The following is an 18,619-nucleotide window of genomic DNA, read 5'->3' on the forward strand; positions in this document are numbered from 1 at the left end:
GCTGCCGCAGACGCCGTGCATGTTGGCCACATTGCGACTATCGCCATTTTGGAAACAGAACCCTCCCCGCTTTGGCATTCAGCTTGGTCAACATTTGGCGTGTCAGGATGGTTTTGATACGGCCGGCTTCCTTGGGATCGACTAGGTAGCGCACTATGGCGTCGAGCCAGCCGTCATCGTTTGTCCGAAAGAACACGGTTGGCTCCTCGCGGACATCGAGCTGGTCGACGGGCGTCTTGTCGAGCACACGCCGGAAGGCTCGCACACGCTCCGCCATCGATACGCCGACCTCTGCCTTGGCAACCGCCATCATCACGTCGGTTACAAAATCGAGATCGCTGTCATAGGCGACGTAGAACCGGATTTCGTCCCAGATATAGGGGAACAGCACCCAGGAGTAGTTGTAGACCGGCGCGTTCAGGACCAGCGAATTTGGAAACTTGACGATCCGGCCGCTTGGGTGATCGGTGGACAGATATTGCCCGCCGAACTCCCACAGCGTCGTGTCGAAGTAGCTGATATCGATGACGTCTCCGGTCACACCCGCGATCTTGATCCGGTCGCCGACACGGTAGGGACGCCGCGACAGGATGAAGACCCAGCCGACGAAACTCGTCATCGGGGTCTGCAGAGCAAAACCCGTCAACACCGAGACGATGCCCAGTGCGACCGGCACGGTGTACCAGGTCTGCGAGATCGCCGAGAGCAGCACGAGGCAGATCAGTGCGATGGCGATCAATCGGATGACGAGCCGCAGATTGAAGAAGGTGACACTGTCATCGACCGTATGCTTGTCGATGAGGGCATCCGCGAACCTCTTGCCACCGAGAATGAGCGCCGTCAGCAAGAGCGCGAGCGAGCCATGCAAGGCAATCGACGCGTAAGGTTCGGCGAGCCCGCGTGTCGGCACATCAAAAGCCGCTGTCGCGACGAGAAGTGCCGCCGAGAGAAGAACGCCAAGGGCATACCACCAGAGCGAGGCGCGGCCTCGCGGCTTCGCCTTTCCCTTGTTGCCCGGCTCCATCGCTGCAGCTTCCTTGAGCGCCGCCCGCGCCTGCTGGGTCGGCGCTGCAGCAGTCCAGGGCTTATGTGCCGGGCGGTCCATCATGTGTTTGGTACGATCTGTTTGCGGCGTCAGACACTGTCAGCGTGGCACCCTATTTCGAGGCAAGCTCATGACGAGAGCATCGGAAAACACGTAGCGACAGGTCGCTCCCTTCGACGTCGCGCCCCTGGGCAGAAGGCAAGGGCAATCGGTCGATCTGCCGCCGATAGGTAGAATCCACATCTGTCGTCGGCCTTCGGCTCGGAGCTAGCTCTTATGCCGGTCACATACGGTTGGACCCGGCTGCGCCGTTCTTCGGCGTCCACGTCGTTGGAGCGCGCGGAGCGTCATGCTCCATCACTCAGGAAGTCGGAGACGCTCATCGATGTCTTCTCACGCCGCGCTCGCGCCCACCGCCTCCGGAGCGCCCCGATCCACGGTGCATCCGGTTCTTTATGCCAAGCTGGCAAACTGTCGGTTCAGTGATCCGTCGGGGCTACGCACGGAACGGCGTCTCGGCCATGTCTACGCGATCGACGTGCCAGCCTATGCCAAGCTGTTGCTCGTGACGGACGCCGTGATCAATATCGCGCCGACCCTCGATCAGAAGCACGACATCTGCCAGAACGCCATCGACGTCCCGGGCGCATGTGTGCCGATTATCCTGACCAGCCGTTCGGATTCGATGAACATCCGGCTGGCCTCAGTGGCCCTCGCCAAGATCGTCGATACCGCTCGCAAGCCGGCAGGGGGCGTGTCGTGAGCCTGCCGGTCCTGCTGACCTTCAATCCCGGCTCGTCGACCATCAAGCTCGGCGTGTTCGCGATGAACGCGAACGGGCCGATCAGGCTGGGACACGGGGCGATCGACCTGTCGCAGGTGCCCTTAGTGCTGCGTCTGGTCGAGGACGGCACGGCTAAGGAGATCGCGCTTTCGGCCAAGCCGGACGGCGACCTGCACGCCGTCATCGACGAGATGCTTGGCTGGCTCACGCGTCATTTCTCATTGAACGACATCGTGGCGGCCGGTCATCGTGTCGTGCATGGCGGGGATCGCTTCACAGGACCGACGCTGATCACCGACGAGACGCTTGGCGCAATCGAGGCACTGATCCCACTCGACCCGTTGCACCAGCCGCAAAGCGTCAGGCTGATCAAGGCAGTCGCGCATCTGCGACCGCAGATGAGACAGACCGCGTCGTTCGACACCGCCTTTCATCGTAGCCAGAGCGATCTTGTCCGCCGTTTCGCCCTGCCGCGTACGTTGTTCGATCAAGGCATCAAGCATTTCGGCTTCCACGGGCTCTCCTACAAATTCATCGCCGGTGAGCTTGCGCGCAGTCATGGCGATATCGGCAAGGGCCGGGTCGTGGCCGCGCATCTGGGGAGCGGTGCGAGCCTCTGCGCGCTGGAGGGTGGGCTTAGCCGCGACACCAGCATGAGCTTCTCGACGCTGGACGGCATCCCGATGGCGACGCGTTGCGGCGCACTCGATCCCGGCGTCATCATCCATCTCGTCAAGCAGCTCGGCTGGTCGATCGAGCGGGTCGAGGACGTGCTCTACCATCAGTCGGGTTTGCTCGGCATATCCGGAATTAGTGGCGACACCCGCGAGCTCTGCGCCAGCGCAGAGCCGCAGGCCAAGGACGCGCTCGACCTCTTCGCGTTCAGAGTTTCGCGCGAGATCGCCGCGCTCGCCAACACGCTCAGCGGGCTGGACAGTCTCGTCTTCACAGCCGGCATCGGCGAGCATCAGCCTTCGATCCGTGCTGCAATCTGTCAGCACCTTGCATGGCTGGGCGTCCATATCGATCCCTCCGCCAACGCGACCAACACGACCCGGATCGACGCAAGCGGAAGCAAGGTCGCAGTCCTCGTTATTCCGACCGACGAGGAGCAGGTCATCGCGGAAGAGGCCAGTTCGGTCCTGGCTCCGACACACGGCGTCTCGCACGCCATAGCCTGATCGGCAAAGTCCCATGCCAGACGCCACAGCGCTCAAGCCCTCCGCCTCAGATGACAGTCTTCGGACATTCTGGGCTTTGTCGCCAAAGCAGATTTGCGTGGCGTTGGAGTGCACGACGGATGGTCTTTCATCGATCGAGGCCGCCAAGCGTCTCGACCAATACGGTCCCAACAGCGATGCTACGGCCAAAACCGACAGCCGCTTGCGTGCCGTGCTCCGGCGCATGCTGGAGCCGCTGTCTCTGATCCTGCTGGCCGCCGGCATCGTCTCTGTGGCGACTGGCGACACGATCGGTGGTTCGATCATCGTCGCCATTCTTGCGCTCTCGATCGGTCTCGACACCGTGCAGGAAGGCCAGGCGATGAAGGCCGCCGAGGTGCTGCGCCGTTCGGTTGCGCTGAAGGCCGAGGTCAAGCGCGATGGTGCCTTCGTGCAGATCGATGTCGAGAAGGTCGTCCCCGGCGACCTCTTGCGCGTGCGGGCCGGCGACATCATCCCGGCAGATGCGCTCATTCTCGACAGTACAGCTTTCACGGCCGGCGAGGCAGCGCTGACCGGAGAACCCTACCCGGTCGAGAAGCGTGCCGGAGCGAGCGAGGCGAAAAGCGCGGCACAGGCCACCAACGCACTCTTCAGAGGCGCCGTGGCACAGACCGGTGAAGCGATCGCGCTGGCCGTGGGGACGGGACGAGCCACCCTGTTCGGCTCGGCGGCTGCGGCTCTCGCGGAGAACGCCGATCCGTCGCCCTTCCAGCGGGATCTCCATCAGTTCGGGCTTGTGGTCGCTCGGGCCACCATGGGCCTCGTCGTCGTCGTTCTGGCCGCGCGCGTCATGCTCGGGCGCCCGGTTCTGGATTCACTGCTCTTCGCCGTGGCCTTGGCCGTCGGTCTGACGCCTGAGCTTCTGCCGATGATCACGACCGTGACGCTTTCTCGCGGCGCGTTACGCATGGCGCGCCGCAAGGTGATCGTGAAACGGCTTGCCGCGATCCATGATCTGGGCGCGATGACGGTCCTCTGCACCGACAAGACCGGCACTCTAACCTCTGCCGAGATCACCCTGGCGCGCAGTCTCGGGCCGGCCGGAGGCGAGGATGCGCACCCGGCGATGCTCGCTGCCATTGCCGCCGAACTGGGCGGTGACCGAGGTGCATTGGATGCAGCCCTGATCAAGGGCAGCGCGGAGGCCGGCAAGGGATGGACACTGTCGGGCCGTCGCGCGTTCGATTTCTCGCGCCGCATCGGCTCCGTGTTGGCATCGAGCCCCGACAGTGCTTGCCTGATCGCCAAGGGCGCGCCGGAAGCCATTCTGGAACGTTGCACGCTGCGACGCGTCGGAGCAGGAACAGCACCGATGGATGCCGCAGCCCACGCTGCTGCGACGGAACTGGTTCGCGCTCTGGCGCAGGACGGCCTTCGCAGCATCGCTGTCGCCTCGCGCCCCTGGTCGGGCGCGGTGCGCGAGCTCGCCGCGGCGGACGAGGCCGATCTGGTCTTCGAGGGGCTTTGTGCCTTCGCTGACCCACCAAAGGCAACGGCGGCGGCCGCCATCGCGCGGCTCGCTGCCGCCGGGATCTCGGTCAAGATCCTCTCGGGCGACGATCCCGTCGTGGTCAAACGATTGGCGGGGCTCGTCGGCTTGCGTGCCGACAAGGTCCTGAGCGGCACCGATATCGCGGGCTTGAGCCATGACGCGCTTGCGGTGCAGGTCAGGACAGTGGACGCCTATGGCAGGCTCGCGCCGGACCAGAAATTCAAGATCGTGAAGGCGCTTCAGGCCAGAGGCGCCATCGTCGGCTATCTCGGCGACGGCATCAATGATGCCCCGGCACTCAAGGCCGCCGACATCGGGCTATCGGTCGATGGCGCAACGGGTGTCGCGCAGGCCGCCGCCGACATGATCCTGCTCGATTCCGATCTTGCGGTCGTGGCCGACGGCGTCGACGAAGGGCGCAGGACCTTCGCAAACATCCTGAAATATGTCCGGATGGGTGCAAGCTCCAATTTCGGCAACATGATCTCGATGGCGGTGGCCTCGGTCATGCTGCCGTTTCTGCCGATGCTGCCGACGCAGATCCTGCTCAACAACCTGCTCTACGACCTCTCCGAGATCGGCATTCCCTTCGACACGGTCCGCCCGGAGGCGACCGCGAAACCGCAGGTCTGGGATATGAGCAGCCTGCTCCGTTTCGCTGCGGTCCTCGGGCTCCTGTCCTCGCTTTTCGATCTTGTCACCTTCGGCACGCTGATCTGGATCTTCAAGGCGTCGCCGGAAGAGTTCCGCACGACCTGGTTCCTGGAATCGATGGCGACGCAGATCCTCGTCATCTTCATCATCCGGACCAATGGCAGACCCTGGGCCGATCTGCCGAGACCGATCCTCACCGCGACATCGCTCACGGCCTTGCTGGTGGCGATGGCCCTCCCCTTCACGCCCATGGGCGCCTGGTTTGGCTTCGTCGTGCCGCCTGCATCGCTGATCGCTGCCATCGGCGCGATCGCCGTCGTCTACCTGATCGCGGCGGAGTTGCTGAAGCCGTTTGCCCTGGCCGCACGAGCGCGCCGGAAGATGCCGGTGCGCCACCGCCCCGCGCCTGCGCGGACTGCGTAGATTCCGACGCTGATGACGGAGTAGGTCGCGGGCTGAGCGAGTGGCTGATCTCGTCTCTGCGATGGCCGTCCGCAGGACGCGCATGAGGGAAAGCCGAGGCTTGTTGCAGCCATCGCAGCAGCCGACAACTGATCGCAGAGCGCCACAGTGCGCAGCCGCAATTTCATAGTTGCGCTCTCCGAGGAGCCGATTGAATGCTGACCGATAGCGAAATCCGGAAGAACGTGACCGACGAGCTGGCCTGGGCTCCAGAGGTCGCTGCGGCAGAGATCGGCGTGATAGTCCATAACGGTGTCGTCACCCTGCTTGGACATGTGCGGAGCTTTTGGGAAAAGGATGCGGCGACCCGCGCCACGCGCGGTGTTCGCGGTGTGCGCGGGGTCGCCGAGGAGTTGGAGGTGGCCCTGTCGAACGACGCTCAGTTGTCGGACGAGACGATAGCCGCCCGCGCCATGTTCTGCCTGGCGTCCGACGTCTCCATCCCGAACGACCTGGTCAAGGTCACGGTCGAGAAGGGTGTCGTTACTTTGACGGGCGTATTGTGCTGGCACTATCAGCGCGAGGAGGCCGAGTTCGCTGTTAGCAAGATCGCGGGCCTGACGGGGCTGGTCAATCAAATCACATTGAAGCCGCGCAAACTTCCCTATGACGTCGCGGCATCGGTGACGCAGGCCTTCACGCGCGGCGGTCTGAACCAGCTCGACCGTATCACGATCAAAGTCCACGCAAGCGAAATCAGGCTGGGTGGCTATGTCCATACGCCGCACGAGCGCGAAATCGCCGAGATGGCGACATGGTCCGTTCCAGGCGTCACCAAGGTCGAGAACGCGATCGGCGTCTACTGAGACTGGGCATTGTCAGCTTCCGCGTCGCGCGGCTGAAACGTCGTGTCCTGGCTGGTGGAAGAGGTCCTTCGGATGAAGGCCGAGGGGTCCCCCCTGCCCCTTCCGCTATCTGCTCCTGACGCTCGCGCCTGAGCGCTGCTTCCGCAGACGTCTTCGCCGAAAGGACCGTGTCGAGGCACGCTTGCGAGAGCGGTCTCCCCGCGCACTGCAGCCTCTCGATTGGGTAGTTTCCGAGGCTGTCGGGCAGCGAGCGCTTGCACCACCCTTGCGGCCACGGATGGGGCCTTCGTCTCTACCGTCGGCACGCCGATGCTCCTCAAGGTTCTCACGGCCCAAAAGATCGAGCCGGAGCTGCCGATCACGCAGTGCTCCAAGCTCGCCGACATCCTCGAGGGCTACGAAACCTTCGCAAACGCGACCAAGACCAAGGTTCTGAGGGTGATCATCGAGGCCTGACAGGATTTGCGACCGCCATTTGGCGGACTCCGAACGAAGACATCTCAAAGGAACAGTCATGACCTATCAGAGCACCAACCCCTTCAACGGGGTGGCCGTCGAGTCCTTCAACGATATGACCGACAAGGAGCTCGATTCAGCGATCGCGACCGCCGCTGCCTGCTTCGAGACATGGCGGAGGAAGAGTTACGCTGAGCGGGCCGTGATCATCGCGAAGGCCTCGGCCCTGATGCATTCCAAGGCCGACTCCCTGGCGAAAACGATGACGCTGGAGATGGGCAAGCGCATCGGCGAGGCACGCGGCGAGGTCGAGTTCAGCTCGCGGATTCTGGCCTACTACGCCAAGAACGCCGAACGCTTTCTCGCGCCGGTGAAGCTCAACCCGACAGTTGGCGAGGCTCATATGGAGAGCAGCCCGATCGGGGTGATCTTCGGCGTCGAGCCGTGGAATTTCCCCTATTATCAGCTTGCCCGCATCGCGGGGCCGCATCTGATGGCCGGCAACGTCCTGGTCGTGAAGCATGCCGGCATCGTGCCGCAATGCGCGATCGCCTTCGAGAAGCTGCTGATCGAGGCCGGGGCGCCGATCGGCCTCTACACCAACCTGCTGATCTCACATGAGCAGGCCGACAAGGTCGTCGACGATCCGCGGGTCAAGGGCGTCTGCCTGACCGGTAGCGTCGCGGCGGGCCAGAGCGTTGCGGCGAGAGCCGGCCGCAACCTGAAGATCTCCTCCATGGAACTGGGCGGTAGCGACGCCTTCATCGTGCTGGAGGATGCCGATCTGGATCGCACCATTCCCTGGGCGGTCTGGGGGCGGATGTACAACACCGGCCAGACTTGCTGCGCCGCCAAGCGCTTCATCGTCGTCGAGGCACTTGCCGACAAGTTCCTGGCCAGGTTCAAGGCGGCATTCGAGGCGCTGAAGGCCGGCGACCCGATGGATGAGAAGACGACGCTCGGCCCGCTCTCCAGCGAGGCAGCTCTGCTGCAGTTGCTTGGACAGGTGAAGCTTGCCGTCGACAAGGGCGCGAAGCTGGTCACCGGTGGCAAGCGCATCGATCGATCCGGCTCCTATATGGAGCCCACCATCCTGACAGACATCAAGCCCGGCAACCCGGCCTTCCGGGACGAGTTCTTCGGTCCCGTGGCGATGTTCTTCCGGGTCAAGGATGAAGACGAGGCCATCGCGCTCGCCAACGACTCCGATTTCGGCCTCGGCGGTTCCGTCTGGTGCAAGGACATCGCGCGCGGCAAGCGCGTCGCCAGCCGCGTCGAGACGGGCATGATGTTCATCAACAACATCGACTGGTCCGATGCCGAACTTCCCTTCGGCGGCATCAAGAACTCCGGCTACGGCCGCGAGCTCGGTGACATGGGCATCCAGGAATTCGTGAACAAGAAGCTGGTTCGCGTCGCCTCCATGCACGCGCCGGCCTGACGGCCCCGCACTGCCGGCCGATGACGCCTGGCGTCGTTGGCCGGCGCTCGAACCGCGCTGTCCGGAGATAGCCAGATGTACGTCAACATCGCCGTTCTCAAGGAGACACAGCTGCATGAGCGTCGCGTCGCACTTCGTATTGCCTGACACTGAGCTTGTCAGGCTCGAAGGGTGCCGGCGACGGATGTCTCAGCGATCGCCCAAGCCAAGACAAGCGATCATGGTCTCGATCACACGCTTCGTCTCTTCAGGATCGCGAACCTGAATTGCGCTGACGCCCGCATCCTTCACCGGCTCGTCGTTCCCTCCTGGAAACAAGGCGTCGCCGGCGAAGATCATCTCGTCCAATCGCACGCCCAGAACGTCACGCAGCTTTCTGATCCCGTAGGCCTTGTCTATTCCTGGTCTCGTGACATCGACCGACGTGGTTCCGCCGAGACGTACGGAGAAGTCCGGAATCGATTGGTCGAGCAGAGCCTTGATGCCTTTGCGCTTGGCGAAATCGGGATCCCATTTTGCCTTCTCGTCCAGCGGCGCCTGCTGGCCGATGGCCGAAAAAGTGATCTGGCTGCCGCGATCCTCGATTTGCGGCCCCCAGATCCGGTCAGGAGCGATCTTCAAGGCTGCAACAGCAAGCGCGATGGATTTGACGATCATGTCCTTGTCGTCTTCGGCCAGATCGTCGGAGTACAGCTTCTCCCAGCGCGTCGTATAGCGGTAGAACTTGGTGCCGCACGTCGGAAGCAGCGAGAGGCGATGAATGTTGGCCGTCATCTCCAGGCGGGCAACGACCTGAGTCTCGAACTGCGGCCAGTCGCCGCCCGAGATGATGGCGACGGGAACGATGTCGAGCAGCGAGCCCAGCAGCCTCCCCATTTCTGCGTCGATCGGAGACTTGCTTTGAGCAAGCGTGCCATCGAGATCGAAAATGGCCAGCGCTTTCATGGTTCAGCGTCGATCACGATGAGACAGGGCTGTCATGATTGCCTCGGAGCTGATGTCGCATTGAGGTTCCGCCTCTTGATGGAGGGCGTTTCGAGATGGCCAGGCGCCCACTCCGGTCGCGACAAAAGCTGTCATGAAGGTGATCCGCATGGCCTCGTCTCTCGATCAGGACGCGCCGCCCAAACATGCGGTCGGCTGACGATCCGACCATAGGCTTGCACCATTCGCGAACCCAGCGGCGGAAACTACGCACGGCACGCCATTAGAAATGCGCTCAATGCGCGATTGAAGGCAACTCACTCGCGGCACCCACGCGAGCCGTCGCACATCAATCGGTTCCTTATACCCTTTCGGCTCGGCACAGGCGCGCGCCGCCGCCTCAAAGCTGAGTAGTTTCCGATTCTGCCGGTGTGACATCAAGGGCGGCTAAGCTTTGGAGCTTCGCCATGAGAAGGCGCCCCACCGACGCGCAGCATCAGGAGACACGGATGACGATCGAGAAGGCTCTCCGGCTGGACATCGAGAAGCCCTGGGGTTGCATTGATCGCGGACGTTGGGCGGGGCATTCCACTGCCCATGACATGATCGGCGAGACTTGGTTCCAGCGGCCCAACGCGGTCGATGTGGAGCCGGAATTGCTCGTAAAGCTCCTCTACACCAGCCAGCGTCTCTCGATCCAGGTCCATCCTGACGATGCATCGGCAAGGGCTATGGGGCTTCGGAACGGCAAGACCGAAGCCTGGTACGTGCTCGCAGCGGCTCCTGGCGCCGAAGTGGCTGTCGGGCTCAAACGCCCGATCACCGATGCCGAACTGCGCGTCAGCATCGTCGATGGCTCGATCGAGAGCCTGATCCGGTGGCGGCCGGTGAAGGTCGGCGAATTCGCTTTCGTGCCCGCCGGCACGATCCACGCGATCGGTGCGGGTCTCGTCTTGGCCGAGATCCAGCAGCGCAGCGACACAACCTTCAGGCTGTTCGACTATGGCCGTGGCCGCGAGCTTCAGATCGCGAGCGCGCTCGCCGTCGCGCGAGCGGAGGTGGCGCCCTCTCAGGCCGGCTCTCTGCGGCTGTCGCAAGCCCGGACGCTGCTCCTGGCCGACCCGCATTTCGTGATCGAGCATTTGGATCTGCCGGGGCATTCGGCTTGGCGATTGTTCGCCGAGCACGAGACTTGGCTGTTGGGGATTGCGGGCGAAGCGCTCGTCGGCGAAGTCGGATTTACGATGGGCGAGAGCCTCTATCTGCAGGAGCAGCAAGCGACGCTGCAGGTTGGTGCATCGGGCCTTCGGGCCTTGGTCGCCTATGTCGGCGGCGCATCCGATCCGATGCTACTCACCGAGATCGACCTCAAAACGGAAACATCGCCGGTCGCCCGGGTGCCACCGCTCTCCAATCCCGGCAGGCTGCCGCCCGCAATGGCCAACACGCCGGAGGATGCCCAATGACGCGACAGCAGAAGATCGCCTTCATCGGCAACTCACTGCCGCGCCGTTGCGGCATCGCGACCTTCACGACCGACCTGCATCAGGCGATCGCCAGGTCCGGCTCCGTGCAAGGTGCCGGCATCGTGGCCATGACCGACCACGACCACGTCTATGATTATCCGCCCACAGTCCGGTTCCAGGTGCGCGACGACCGTATCGAGGACTATGTCGGCGCCGCCGAGTTCCTGAACAGGGGGACGTTCGACATCGTATCGCTGCAGCACGAATTCGGCATCTTCGGCGGGGAGACGGGTAGCCATATCATGGCGCTGCTCTCGCGCCTGACGATGCCGGTCGTCAGTACGCTCCATACGGTTCTCGCGCAGCCGACGCCGGCCTATCGTCGCGTCATGGATCAGGTCATCGACGCATCGGCGAAGATCGTGGTCATGGCTGAGAAGGCCCACGAGCTCCTAGAGGCCGTCTATCGCGTGCCGTCCGACAAGATCGAGGTGATCGCCCACGGTATCCCGGCCTTCCCGTTCGTAGAGCCCGACGATGCCAAGACGCAATTCGGCTTTGCGGGCCGGACCGTGATCCTGACCTTCGGCCTGCTCTCGCCCAACAAGGGCATCGAGGTCATGATCGACGCCATGCCGGCGATCATCGCGAGCCGGCCCGACGCGCTCTACCTCGTGCTCGGCGCGACACACCCCAACCTCGTGCGGGAGCAGGGTGAGGCCTATCGCGCGAGCCTGATTGCGCGCGTCAAGGAACTGGCGGTCGAAGGCCATGTCGTCTTCCTCGACCGTTTCGTCGATCGGCCGACCCTGCTGGGCTTCATTGCCGCATGCGATGTCTATGTGACGCCCTATCTGAACGAGGAGCAGATGACCTCGGGCACGCTGGCCTACAGCTTCGGCCTGGGCAAAGCCGTCGTCTCGACGCCCTATTGGCACGCCCAGGAGTTGCTCGCGCACGGGCGTGGCATCATCGTACCGTTCGGCGATGCGGTGGCCACCGGTGCCGAGATCGCAACGCTGCTCGGGGATGCGCCTCGCCTGCGGTCGATGCGCAAACGCGCCTATGCCAGCAGCCGCTCGATGACATGGGAACGCACCGCGGAACGCTATCTCTCCGTCTTCGCGCGGGCGGGCATCTTGCAACGCTCCAAGCTCGTCGCTCGCCAGAATCCGCGGCCCGCCGCCACGCCCCTGCAGGAGCTGTTACCGGACACGAAGACCGGCCATCTCATTGCGATGTGATGATACGGGTCTGTTCCAGCACGCCATCCACGGCGTTCCCAATCGCTCCCACGGCTATTGCGTCGATGACAGTGCTCTCGCCGTAGGACGCGGCGATCATCCGCCTTGTCCCCTTGGCCGAACGGTACGCGGCGCGGATTGCGCCGCATTGTCAGGGCATGCGGCGGATACGCGGAGGAGCGATCTCACCTTGTCGTCGGCATCCTCACCATCGCCTCGAGAAGCCGGTCGATCGGCACGGTCGCAAAGGTCGTGAAGCTGTCGGCGATGGCATAGGGAAGCAACAGCGTTCGCTGATGAACCATCGCGCCACAGCTGTAGAGGACATTGGGGACATAGCCGTCATGGTCGCCCGTATCGGGACGGATCAAAGGCTCGGGCAGCCTGGCGAGCAGCTTCGACGGGTCATTCTTGTCGAGCAGACAGGCGCCAAGACAATAGTTGCGGACCGCGCCGACTCCATGGGTGATCACCAGCCAGCCCTCGTCGATCTCGATCGGCGAGCCGCAATTGCCGATCTGGACGAATTCCCATGGGTAGCGCGGCGTGACGATCTTCACACCAGCATCCCAGCTATAAAGATCGTCCGACACCTGCAGCCAGATATTCTCATGGTCCTGTCGGCCGAGCATGGCGTAGCGGCCATTGATCAGCCGGGGAAACAGAGCCATGCCCTTGTTGTCGGTCCCGGGTCCGCGCAGCGCCGTCAGATCGATCGTCACGAAGTCGGTGGTCCGCAAGATCTCCTGCCGGATGCCGGCGCCGCTGAACGCCGTATAGGTGCCGAGATAGGTGGCCTCGCCGTCATCGTCGACGAAGCGGACCAGCCGAAGATCCTCGATTCCGTGACGCTGGGCCGGCGTCACCGGGAAGATCACGATTTCTGACGGATCGCGAGCTTCCTCACAAAACAGCCTGACGCCTGGATCGTCCGCCGCGCCGCCCGGAATGGCCTTGATACGCGGCGAAATGGCCTGAACGCTGGGCGGATCGATCTTGACCTCGCCTTTCGCCGACCAGAGGCCAGTGCGGAAAGTGACAGATGAGATATTGCCCTCCCCGATGCCGCGAAGAGACAACAAAATCCGAACATCTCCGGGTACAAGGCCGGTCTGATCGGGATGCGGCACGATGCTCGGGTTGAACAATGCCCCCGCCTCGAACGAATACTCCTCGCTGAAATAGGCACCCACGAGCAAGGATTGCTCGGCGTCGATCGACCCGGGATCAATGACCAGCCCGTTCACCTCATGGAAACGGCGCAGCAGGACTTGAGGGACATCGCGATGATGTTTTGCCAAGCTTTGGGTGAAATGCGTGAGGCCGCAGTGCACCTCTGCCTTGTCGAGCCCCAGCACGCGATCTGTAATGCGCTGCGCGCGCGATTGGTTCGGAGAGATGAAGGGCGCCTGGTCGTCGGCGGGGATGAATGGCCTGATCACCACGCGCGACGGATCGGGCAGGAGCCTGACCGGCAGATGAGTCAGGAGATCAATGGCTGACATGGCCATCCTCGGCGCCGATCTGAAGCTCGGCCTGCAATGGCCCGGCATTCCATTTGGCGATGACGGGTATCTGCGGGTGGCCAGGCTTAGGGCCAAGGACGCTCACAGATGCTGGATCGAGTGCGAAATGTTGGCCTTCTAGGATCGCAAGACCGATCCAGCGGACCGCCAAGGCGCAACCGAAATGGCCATGGGAGAACAGCGCGATATTGCCCTCGAGCGCCAAAATGCCAGCGATCAGCCTGTCAGCCCGCTCGGCGACCTGCGCTGGCGTTTCGCCATTCGGACAGCCGTCACGAAAGATGTTCCAACCGGGCGCTTCCTTGCAGATGTCGTCGCTGCTGCGGCCCTCATAGTCGCCATAGTCCCATTCCGACAGATCGGCTGAAATCCGAGCTTGTTCGCCAAGCCCTGCCAGCATGCAGGTGTCGCGGGCGCGAAGAAGCGGACTGGTCAGCACGAGTTCGAAGGGCGTGTTCGCCAGGTACGGCCGCAGCCTGCGCGCCATGACGGTGCCCTGCTCGGTCAGAGGCAGGTCGGTCCTGCCCGTATGCCGGCCCGAGCGCGACCATTCGGTTTCGCCGTGGCGGATCAGGTACAATCTGGGGAGTGTGGGTTTCACCGCGCCGACGCCGCGGCCGGAGTGAGTTCCATCGCTGCGTCATAGGCTCCGCGACGCGCTGCGTGGTTGCACATGGCTCGATGGGCGAGTGCTGCTTGAGCGGCTTGCACCCGATCGTCCTGCCCTGCCCAGATCTGAAGGGCCGGTTGCTGGATCGCTCGCGCAAACGAAAACGCCAGCTGCCACGGCATGCGCCCGCGAAACCGGAGATTCATCGCGTTGAGCCGTGCGGAGGCGAGTTCGCCCGTTTGGCCACCCGACAGAAAGGCGATGCCCGGAACCGAGGCCGGAACGGTGTGCAGCAGGCAATTCACCGTGGCATTGGCGATGGTGTCTGCGTCCTCCTGGTTCGCACAGTCCAGACCGGGCAGCACCATGTTCGGTTTGAGGATCATGGCTTCAAGCATCACGCCTTGTTCGTCGGCATGGCGAAAAAAGGCGCGCAGAACCGCTTCGGTCACCTCGGCACAGCGCGCCAGATCGTGGCTGCCCTCCATCAGCACTTCGGGCTCGACCACGGGCACTAGCCCGACCTGCTGACAGATTGTCGCGTAACGCGCGAGAGCCTGCGCATTCGCCTCGACGCATCCTCGACTGGGACGATCTGCGTCGACCGCGATCACGCCGCGCCATTTGGCGAAGCGCGCGCCCATTTCGGCATAGGTGGCGAGCCGGGCCTGCAAGCCATCGAGTCCTTCCGTGATCTTTTCACCGGGATGTCCCGCAAGCTCGATCGTGCCGGCATCGACCTTGATGCCGGGCAGGATTCCGGCATCATCGAGTACAGAGACGAACGAGGCCTCGCCGCCGGTCCTCTGGCGGATCGTCTCGTCGCAGAGGATGGCCCCGGAGATCGACTGTCCGAGGCCGGGCGTCGTGACGATCAGCTCGCGCCAGGCACGGCGCCTGTCGGCCGTCTCGGGAATGCCGAGCGCGGCAAAGCGCCGGTTGCAGGTGCCGATGCTTTCGTCGATCGCCAGAAGCCCCTTGTCGTCGGCGACCATCGAGCGCGCGATGCCGACCAGATCGTCGATGCTCATATCGGCGCCCCCCAAGTCCAGTCGAGGATTTCGGGCAGGTCCTGGCCGTGGCGGTCGATGTACCGTTTGTGCTCGACCAGTTTGTCGCGCATCGATTGCTGGAGATAGGCGCCCCGGCTGCCGGTCTGCGGCAGCCGATCGATCGCGTCGATCACCAGGTGGAAGCGGTCAAGCTTGTTTTGCACGCGGATGTCGAACGGCGTCGTGATCGTGCCTTCCTCGCAATAGCCGTGAACGTGGAGGTTGCGGTTGGCGCGGTGGTAGGTGAGCTGATGGACCAATCCGGGATAGCCATGAAAGCCGACGATCACGGGCCGGTCGCGCGTGAACAAGGCATCGAAATCGCGCTCGCTGAGCCCATGGGGATGCTCTGCACAAGGCTGGAGCTTCATCAGGTCGACGACATTGACGACCCGGACCTTCAACTCGGGAAGATGCTGTCTCAGGATCGACGTCGCGGCCAGGATTTCAAGGGTCGGCGTGTCGCCGCAGCTCGCCATCACGACGTCGGGCTCGCCATCCTGATCGTTGCTCGCCCATTGCCAGATACCGATGCCCTGGGTGCAATGCATGATGGCTGCATCGATCGTCAGCCATTGCGGCAGCGCATGCTTCCCCGCGATGACGACATTGATGTAATGGCGGCTACGCAGGCAATGATCGACCACTGAGAGCAGGCAGTTGGCGTCAGGCGGGAGATAGACGCGAACGATATCGGCCTTCTTGCTGACGACATGATCCAGGAAGCCGGGATCCTGGTGCGTGAAGCCGTTATGATCCTGCTGCCAGACATGGGAGGCGAGCAGGATATTGAGCGAGGCGATGTCGCGTCGCCACGGGATTTCCTTGGTTACTTTGAGCCATTTGGCGTGCTGGCCGACCATCGAGTCGACGATGCGGATGAAGGCCTCATAGCTATTGAACAGCCCGTGGCGTCCCGTCAGCAGATAGCCTTCGAGCCAGCCTTCGCATTGGTGCTCGCTCAGCATCGCATCGATCACGCGACCGGTGGGGCCAAGGAATTCGTCCTTGGCTTCAGTCAGAGCATCCCATTGGCGGTTCGTGACCTCGAACACGGCGCCAAGCAGATTGGACAGCGTCTCGTCGGGGCCGAAGATCCGGAAATTGTCCGGGTTCTTCGTGACCACATCCCGCAGGAACCGGCCGAGGACCGGCGTATCCCCGCCGCTGACAGCACCGGGCGCTGGCACGGTGACCGCATGCGCGCGGAAATCGGGCATCCGCAGGTCGCGCAGAAGCATTCCGCCATTGGCATGCGGGTTGGCGCCCATCCGCCGGTTGTCCTCGGGCGCCAGCGCAGCAAGCTCGGGGACAAGCGCGCCAGCCTCGTCGAACAGGTCTTCGGGTCCGTAGGCCTTCATCCAATTTTCCAGCGCCTGGACATGCCTTGGGTGTGCGGCGTCGACCAAGAGCGGCACCTGATGCGAGCGGAAGGTGCCTTCGATCTGCAGACCATCGACAGTCTTCGGGCCGGTCCAGCCCTTGGGCGAGCGCAGCACGATCATCGGCCATCGCGGGCGTGTCGTGTCGTTATTCTCTCGCGCGTTCTGCTGGATGACGCGGATCTCCTCGATCACCGTTTCGATCGTCGCCGCCATCTGCTGGTGCATCACGTGGGGATCTTCGCCTTCGACGAAATGCGGCGTCCAGCCGTTGCCGCGGAAGAATTGCTCGATCTCGTCATGGTCGATCCGCGCGAAAATCGTGGGATTGCTGATCTTGTAGCCGTTCAGATGCAGGATCGGGAGAACCGCGCCATCGGAGACGGGATCGAGGAACTTGTTGGACTGCCAGGCGGTCGCCAACGGCCCCGTCTCGGCCTCGCCATCGCCGACCACGCAGGCGACGATCAGATCGGGATTGTCGAGCGCTGCGCCGAAGGCGTGGCTGAGCGAATAGCCGAGCTCGCCACCCTCGTGGATCGATCCCGGCGTGGTCGGTGCGACATGGCTCGATATGCCGCCGGGAAACGAGAATTGTGTGAACAGCCGCTTCATCCCGGCTTCGTCTTGCGAGATGTCGGGGAAAAACTCGCTGTACGAACCTTCCAGATAGGTGTTGCCGACGATCGCGGGACCGCCATGGCCAGGCCCGGCGATGTAGATCATGTTCAGATCGCCTGCGCGGATGGCCCGGTTCAGATGGACATAGATGAAGTTCTGGCCGGGCGTCGTGCCCCAATGCCCCACCACCAAAGGCTTCACATGGTTGAGCGTCAGCGGCTCGCGCAGGAGCGGATTGTCGTAGAGATAGAGCTGACCGACGGAGAGATAATTCGCCGCGCGCCAATAAGCGTCGGTCAGGCGCAGTTCCTCGGCTCCGAGGCAAGGCTCAGATGCCGACGGGACGTCGACATGGAGAGCGCCGTCACGCGCAATGATCGAAAGGTTCATGGCTGCGGCTCCGCGTCATGTGAGGATCGGCGGCGGCGCTCGTCACCGGGGGGATTTCAGCGCAATATCGAGCAACCCTGCCCACTGGGTAAGGATCGGAATCTACGTACCCGGTGCGATCCGGGCCGTTGCCTGCTTCCGTTTCACCGGTCGATCCGCCGAGATCAAAACCACCCCGGTCAATAGGTCGATCAGCGACCGGGCTCGTGTCGATCGGTTCTGCGATCACTCCGCCTCGAAATCCTCGCAGGTCTCCCCAAACAGAGAGAGCCCTTCCTCGAGGTAGTCGGAGAGCAGCGGCAGCCCCATCAGATAGGCTGCCGTGCGGGCGTTATGGGCGTGTCTGGCGTCCGCCTGAAGCGTGCTCCAATCGGCGATGCCAGCATCGCCTCGCCCCAGCCAGGCCAGCGCCACGAGATCGATCTGCTCGTCGACATTCAGATCGTGGATGAAGCTCGTCAGTTCGTGCTGGACCGGATCGCTTCTGTCGTCCTCCAAGATATCCACCATGCCGTCGTCGCTGGCGTTGGAGCCGGAATCCGGATCCGTGACGTTTTCCTTTTCGTCGAACTGCCGCGCCTTCGATAGAATGAAGCAGACCTTGCGGGTGGCGATGGCCAGATCGGGTATGTCGGTCATTGATCTCTCCGGATTGCGGCGCGTCGTGGCAAACGAAACGCGGCCCGAGCAGGTCAGGCCGCCGAATGGCATGCGATAGGCAGGCGACGCTCTCGCCTCCTTCAGCGCTTGTCGTCGGCCTTCGATTCAGTCTTGCCGTCGAACGCTGCTTTGACCTCGGCCTTTGTGATCCTGGCCGCCGGCTCGCCTCGTTCGTTGAGGTTCTGCTCTTCGGTGCCGTCCCCCATCATTCCGGGATGGACGATGTCAGCAAGCTTCTTGCCGTTCTTGGCGTCGGGTTTGGAGGTCATCTGAAATCCTTCATGCCGGTACGGCCCGACGCTGCAACGCCCCGGCCGCTGGGCAAATGCCCTGCCGGCCTATCGGACGATCGCAACGATAGCGACCGATGGCTCTGGGACG

At 63.1% G+C, this 18,619-nt stretch carries 15 protein-coding genes and 1 pseudogene; 8 read left to right on the plus strand and 8 right to left on the minus strand.

The window, feature by feature from the left end; genetic code table 11:
- Positions 1-37: 37 nt before the first annotated feature.
- Positions 38-1,105 carry a mechanosensitive ion channel family protein gene (locus RMR04_RS15005; protein ID WP_311915390.1) on the minus strand — a complete coding sequence of 356 codons (1,068 nt, stop codon included), beginning with the start codon at positions 1,103-1,105 and terminating at the stop codon, positions 38-40.
- 325 nt (positions 1,106-1,430) lie between these two features.
- Between RMR04_RS15005 and RMR04_RS15010 the strand changes: the two genes are divergently transcribed.
- From RMR04_RS15010 to RMR04_RS15035, 6 genes are all read left to right on the plus strand, one after another.
- Entirely contained in the window at positions 1,431-1,808 is a 378-nt protein-coding gene (locus tag RMR04_RS15010; RefSeq protein WP_410492249.1) for a hypothetical protein, read from the plus strand.
- Positions 1,805-3,010 carry an acetate/propionate family kinase gene (locus RMR04_RS15015; RefSeq protein ID WP_311915391.1) on the plus strand — a complete coding sequence of 402 codons (1,206 nt, stop codon included), beginning with the start codon at positions 1,805-1,807 and terminating at the stop codon, positions 3,008-3,010. Before RMR04_RS15010 ends, RMR04_RS15015 begins: the two co-directional genes overlap by 4 nt.
- Before the next feature lie 13 nt (positions 3,011-3,023).
- The gene (gene mgtA / locus RMR04_RS15020; protein ID WP_311915392.1) at positions 3,024-5,621 is read left to right on the plus strand and encodes a magnesium-translocating P-type ATPase; all 2,598 of its coding nucleotides are present in this window, start codon (positions 3,024-3,026) and stop codon (positions 5,619-5,621) included.
- A gap of 194 nt (positions 5,622-5,815) precedes the next feature.
- Positions 5,816-6,466 carry a BON domain-containing protein gene (locus RMR04_RS15025; RefSeq protein WP_311915393.1) on the plus strand — a complete coding sequence of 217 codons (651 nt, stop codon included), beginning with the start codon at positions 5,816-5,818 and terminating at the stop codon, positions 6,464-6,466.
- 309 nt (positions 6,467-6,775) lie between these two features.
- Positions 6,776-6,922 (plus strand): hypothetical protein, encoded by a 147-nt coding sequence (locus RMR04_RS15030; protein ID WP_311915394.1) that lies wholly within the window; start codon positions 6,776-6,778, stop codon positions 6,920-6,922.
- 58 nt (positions 6,923-6,980) lie between these two features.
- The gene (locus RMR04_RS15035) at positions 6,981-8,363 is read left to right on the plus strand and encodes an NAD-dependent succinate-semialdehyde dehydrogenase (RefSeq protein ID WP_311915395.1); all 1,383 of its coding nucleotides are present in this window, start codon (positions 6,981-6,983) and stop codon (positions 8,361-8,363) included.
- A 189-nt stretch (positions 8,364-8,552) separates the two neighbouring features.
- Here RMR04_RS15035 and RMR04_RS15040 read toward each other — a convergent pair whose 3' ends face one another.
- A complete protein-coding gene (locus RMR04_RS15040) occupies positions 8,553-9,308 on the minus strand; it encodes an HAD-IIB family hydrolase (protein WP_311915396.1) in 756 nt (251 codons plus the stop codon).
- 446 nt (positions 9,309-9,754) lie between these two features.
- On the opposite strand from RMR04_RS15040, the gene RMR04_RS15045 reads away from it, so the two are divergent.
- A complete protein-coding gene (locus tag RMR04_RS15045) occupies positions 9,755-10,753 on the plus strand; it encodes a class I mannose-6-phosphate isomerase (RefSeq protein WP_311915397.1) in 999 nt (332 codons plus the stop codon).
- Positions 10,750-12,082, plus strand: a pseudogene (locus tag RMR04_RS15050) (glycosyltransferase family 4 protein); the annotation flags it as partial. The gene RMR04_RS15045 and the pseudogene RMR04_RS15050, both read left to right, overlap by 4 nt.
- A 100-nt stretch (positions 12,083-12,182) precedes the next feature.
- Here the strand turns inward: RMR04_RS15050 and RMR04_RS15055 are convergent.
- The 6 genes from RMR04_RS15055 to RMR04_RS15080 all read right to left on the minus strand — a co-directional run bounded on the left by RMR04_RS15055 (position 12,183) and on the right by RMR04_RS15080 (position 18,507).
- Positions 12,183-13,502 carry a glycoside hydrolase family 130 protein gene (locus RMR04_RS15055; RefSeq protein ID WP_311915398.1) on the minus strand — a complete coding sequence of 440 codons (1,320 nt, stop codon included), beginning with the start codon at positions 13,500-13,502 and terminating at the stop codon, positions 12,183-12,185.
- On the minus strand, positions 13,489-14,124 hold the full coding sequence (locus RMR04_RS15060) for a histidine phosphatase family protein (RefSeq protein WP_311915399.1): 636 nt from the start codon (positions 14,122-14,124) through the stop codon (positions 13,489-13,491). The genes RMR04_RS15055 and RMR04_RS15060 overlap by 14 nt, the downstream gene beginning before the upstream one ends.
- Positions 14,121-15,128, minus strand: coding sequence for a class I fructose-bisphosphate aldolase (locus RMR04_RS15065; protein ID WP_311915400.1), 1,008 nt, complete (start codon positions 15,126-15,128; stop codon positions 14,121-14,123). Before RMR04_RS15065 ends, RMR04_RS15060 begins: the two co-directional genes overlap by 4 nt.
- A gap of 32 nt (positions 15,129-15,160) precedes the next feature.
- Positions 15,161-17,578: a phosphoketolase family protein gene (locus tag RMR04_RS15070; protein WP_311915401.1), complete on the minus strand. Its 2,418-nt coding sequence runs from the start codon at positions 17,576-17,578 to the stop codon at positions 15,161-15,163.
- Between the two features lie 225 nt (positions 17,579-17,803).
- Positions 17,804-18,217, minus strand: coding sequence for a DUF3775 domain-containing protein (locus tag RMR04_RS15075; RefSeq protein WP_311915403.1), 414 nt, complete (start codon positions 18,215-18,217; stop codon positions 17,804-17,806).
- A gap of 101 nt (positions 18,218-18,318) precedes the next feature.
- Positions 18,319-18,507, minus strand: coding sequence for a hypothetical protein (locus RMR04_RS15080; RefSeq protein ID WP_311915405.1), 189 nt, complete (start codon positions 18,505-18,507; stop codon positions 18,319-18,321).
- Positions 18,508-18,619 lie beyond the last annotated feature (112 nt).

Source organism: Bosea sp. 685 (assembly GCF_031884435.1).
In the GTDB taxonomy this organism is placed as follows: Bacteria; Pseudomonadota; Alphaproteobacteria; order Rhizobiales; family Beijerinckiaceae; genus Allobosea.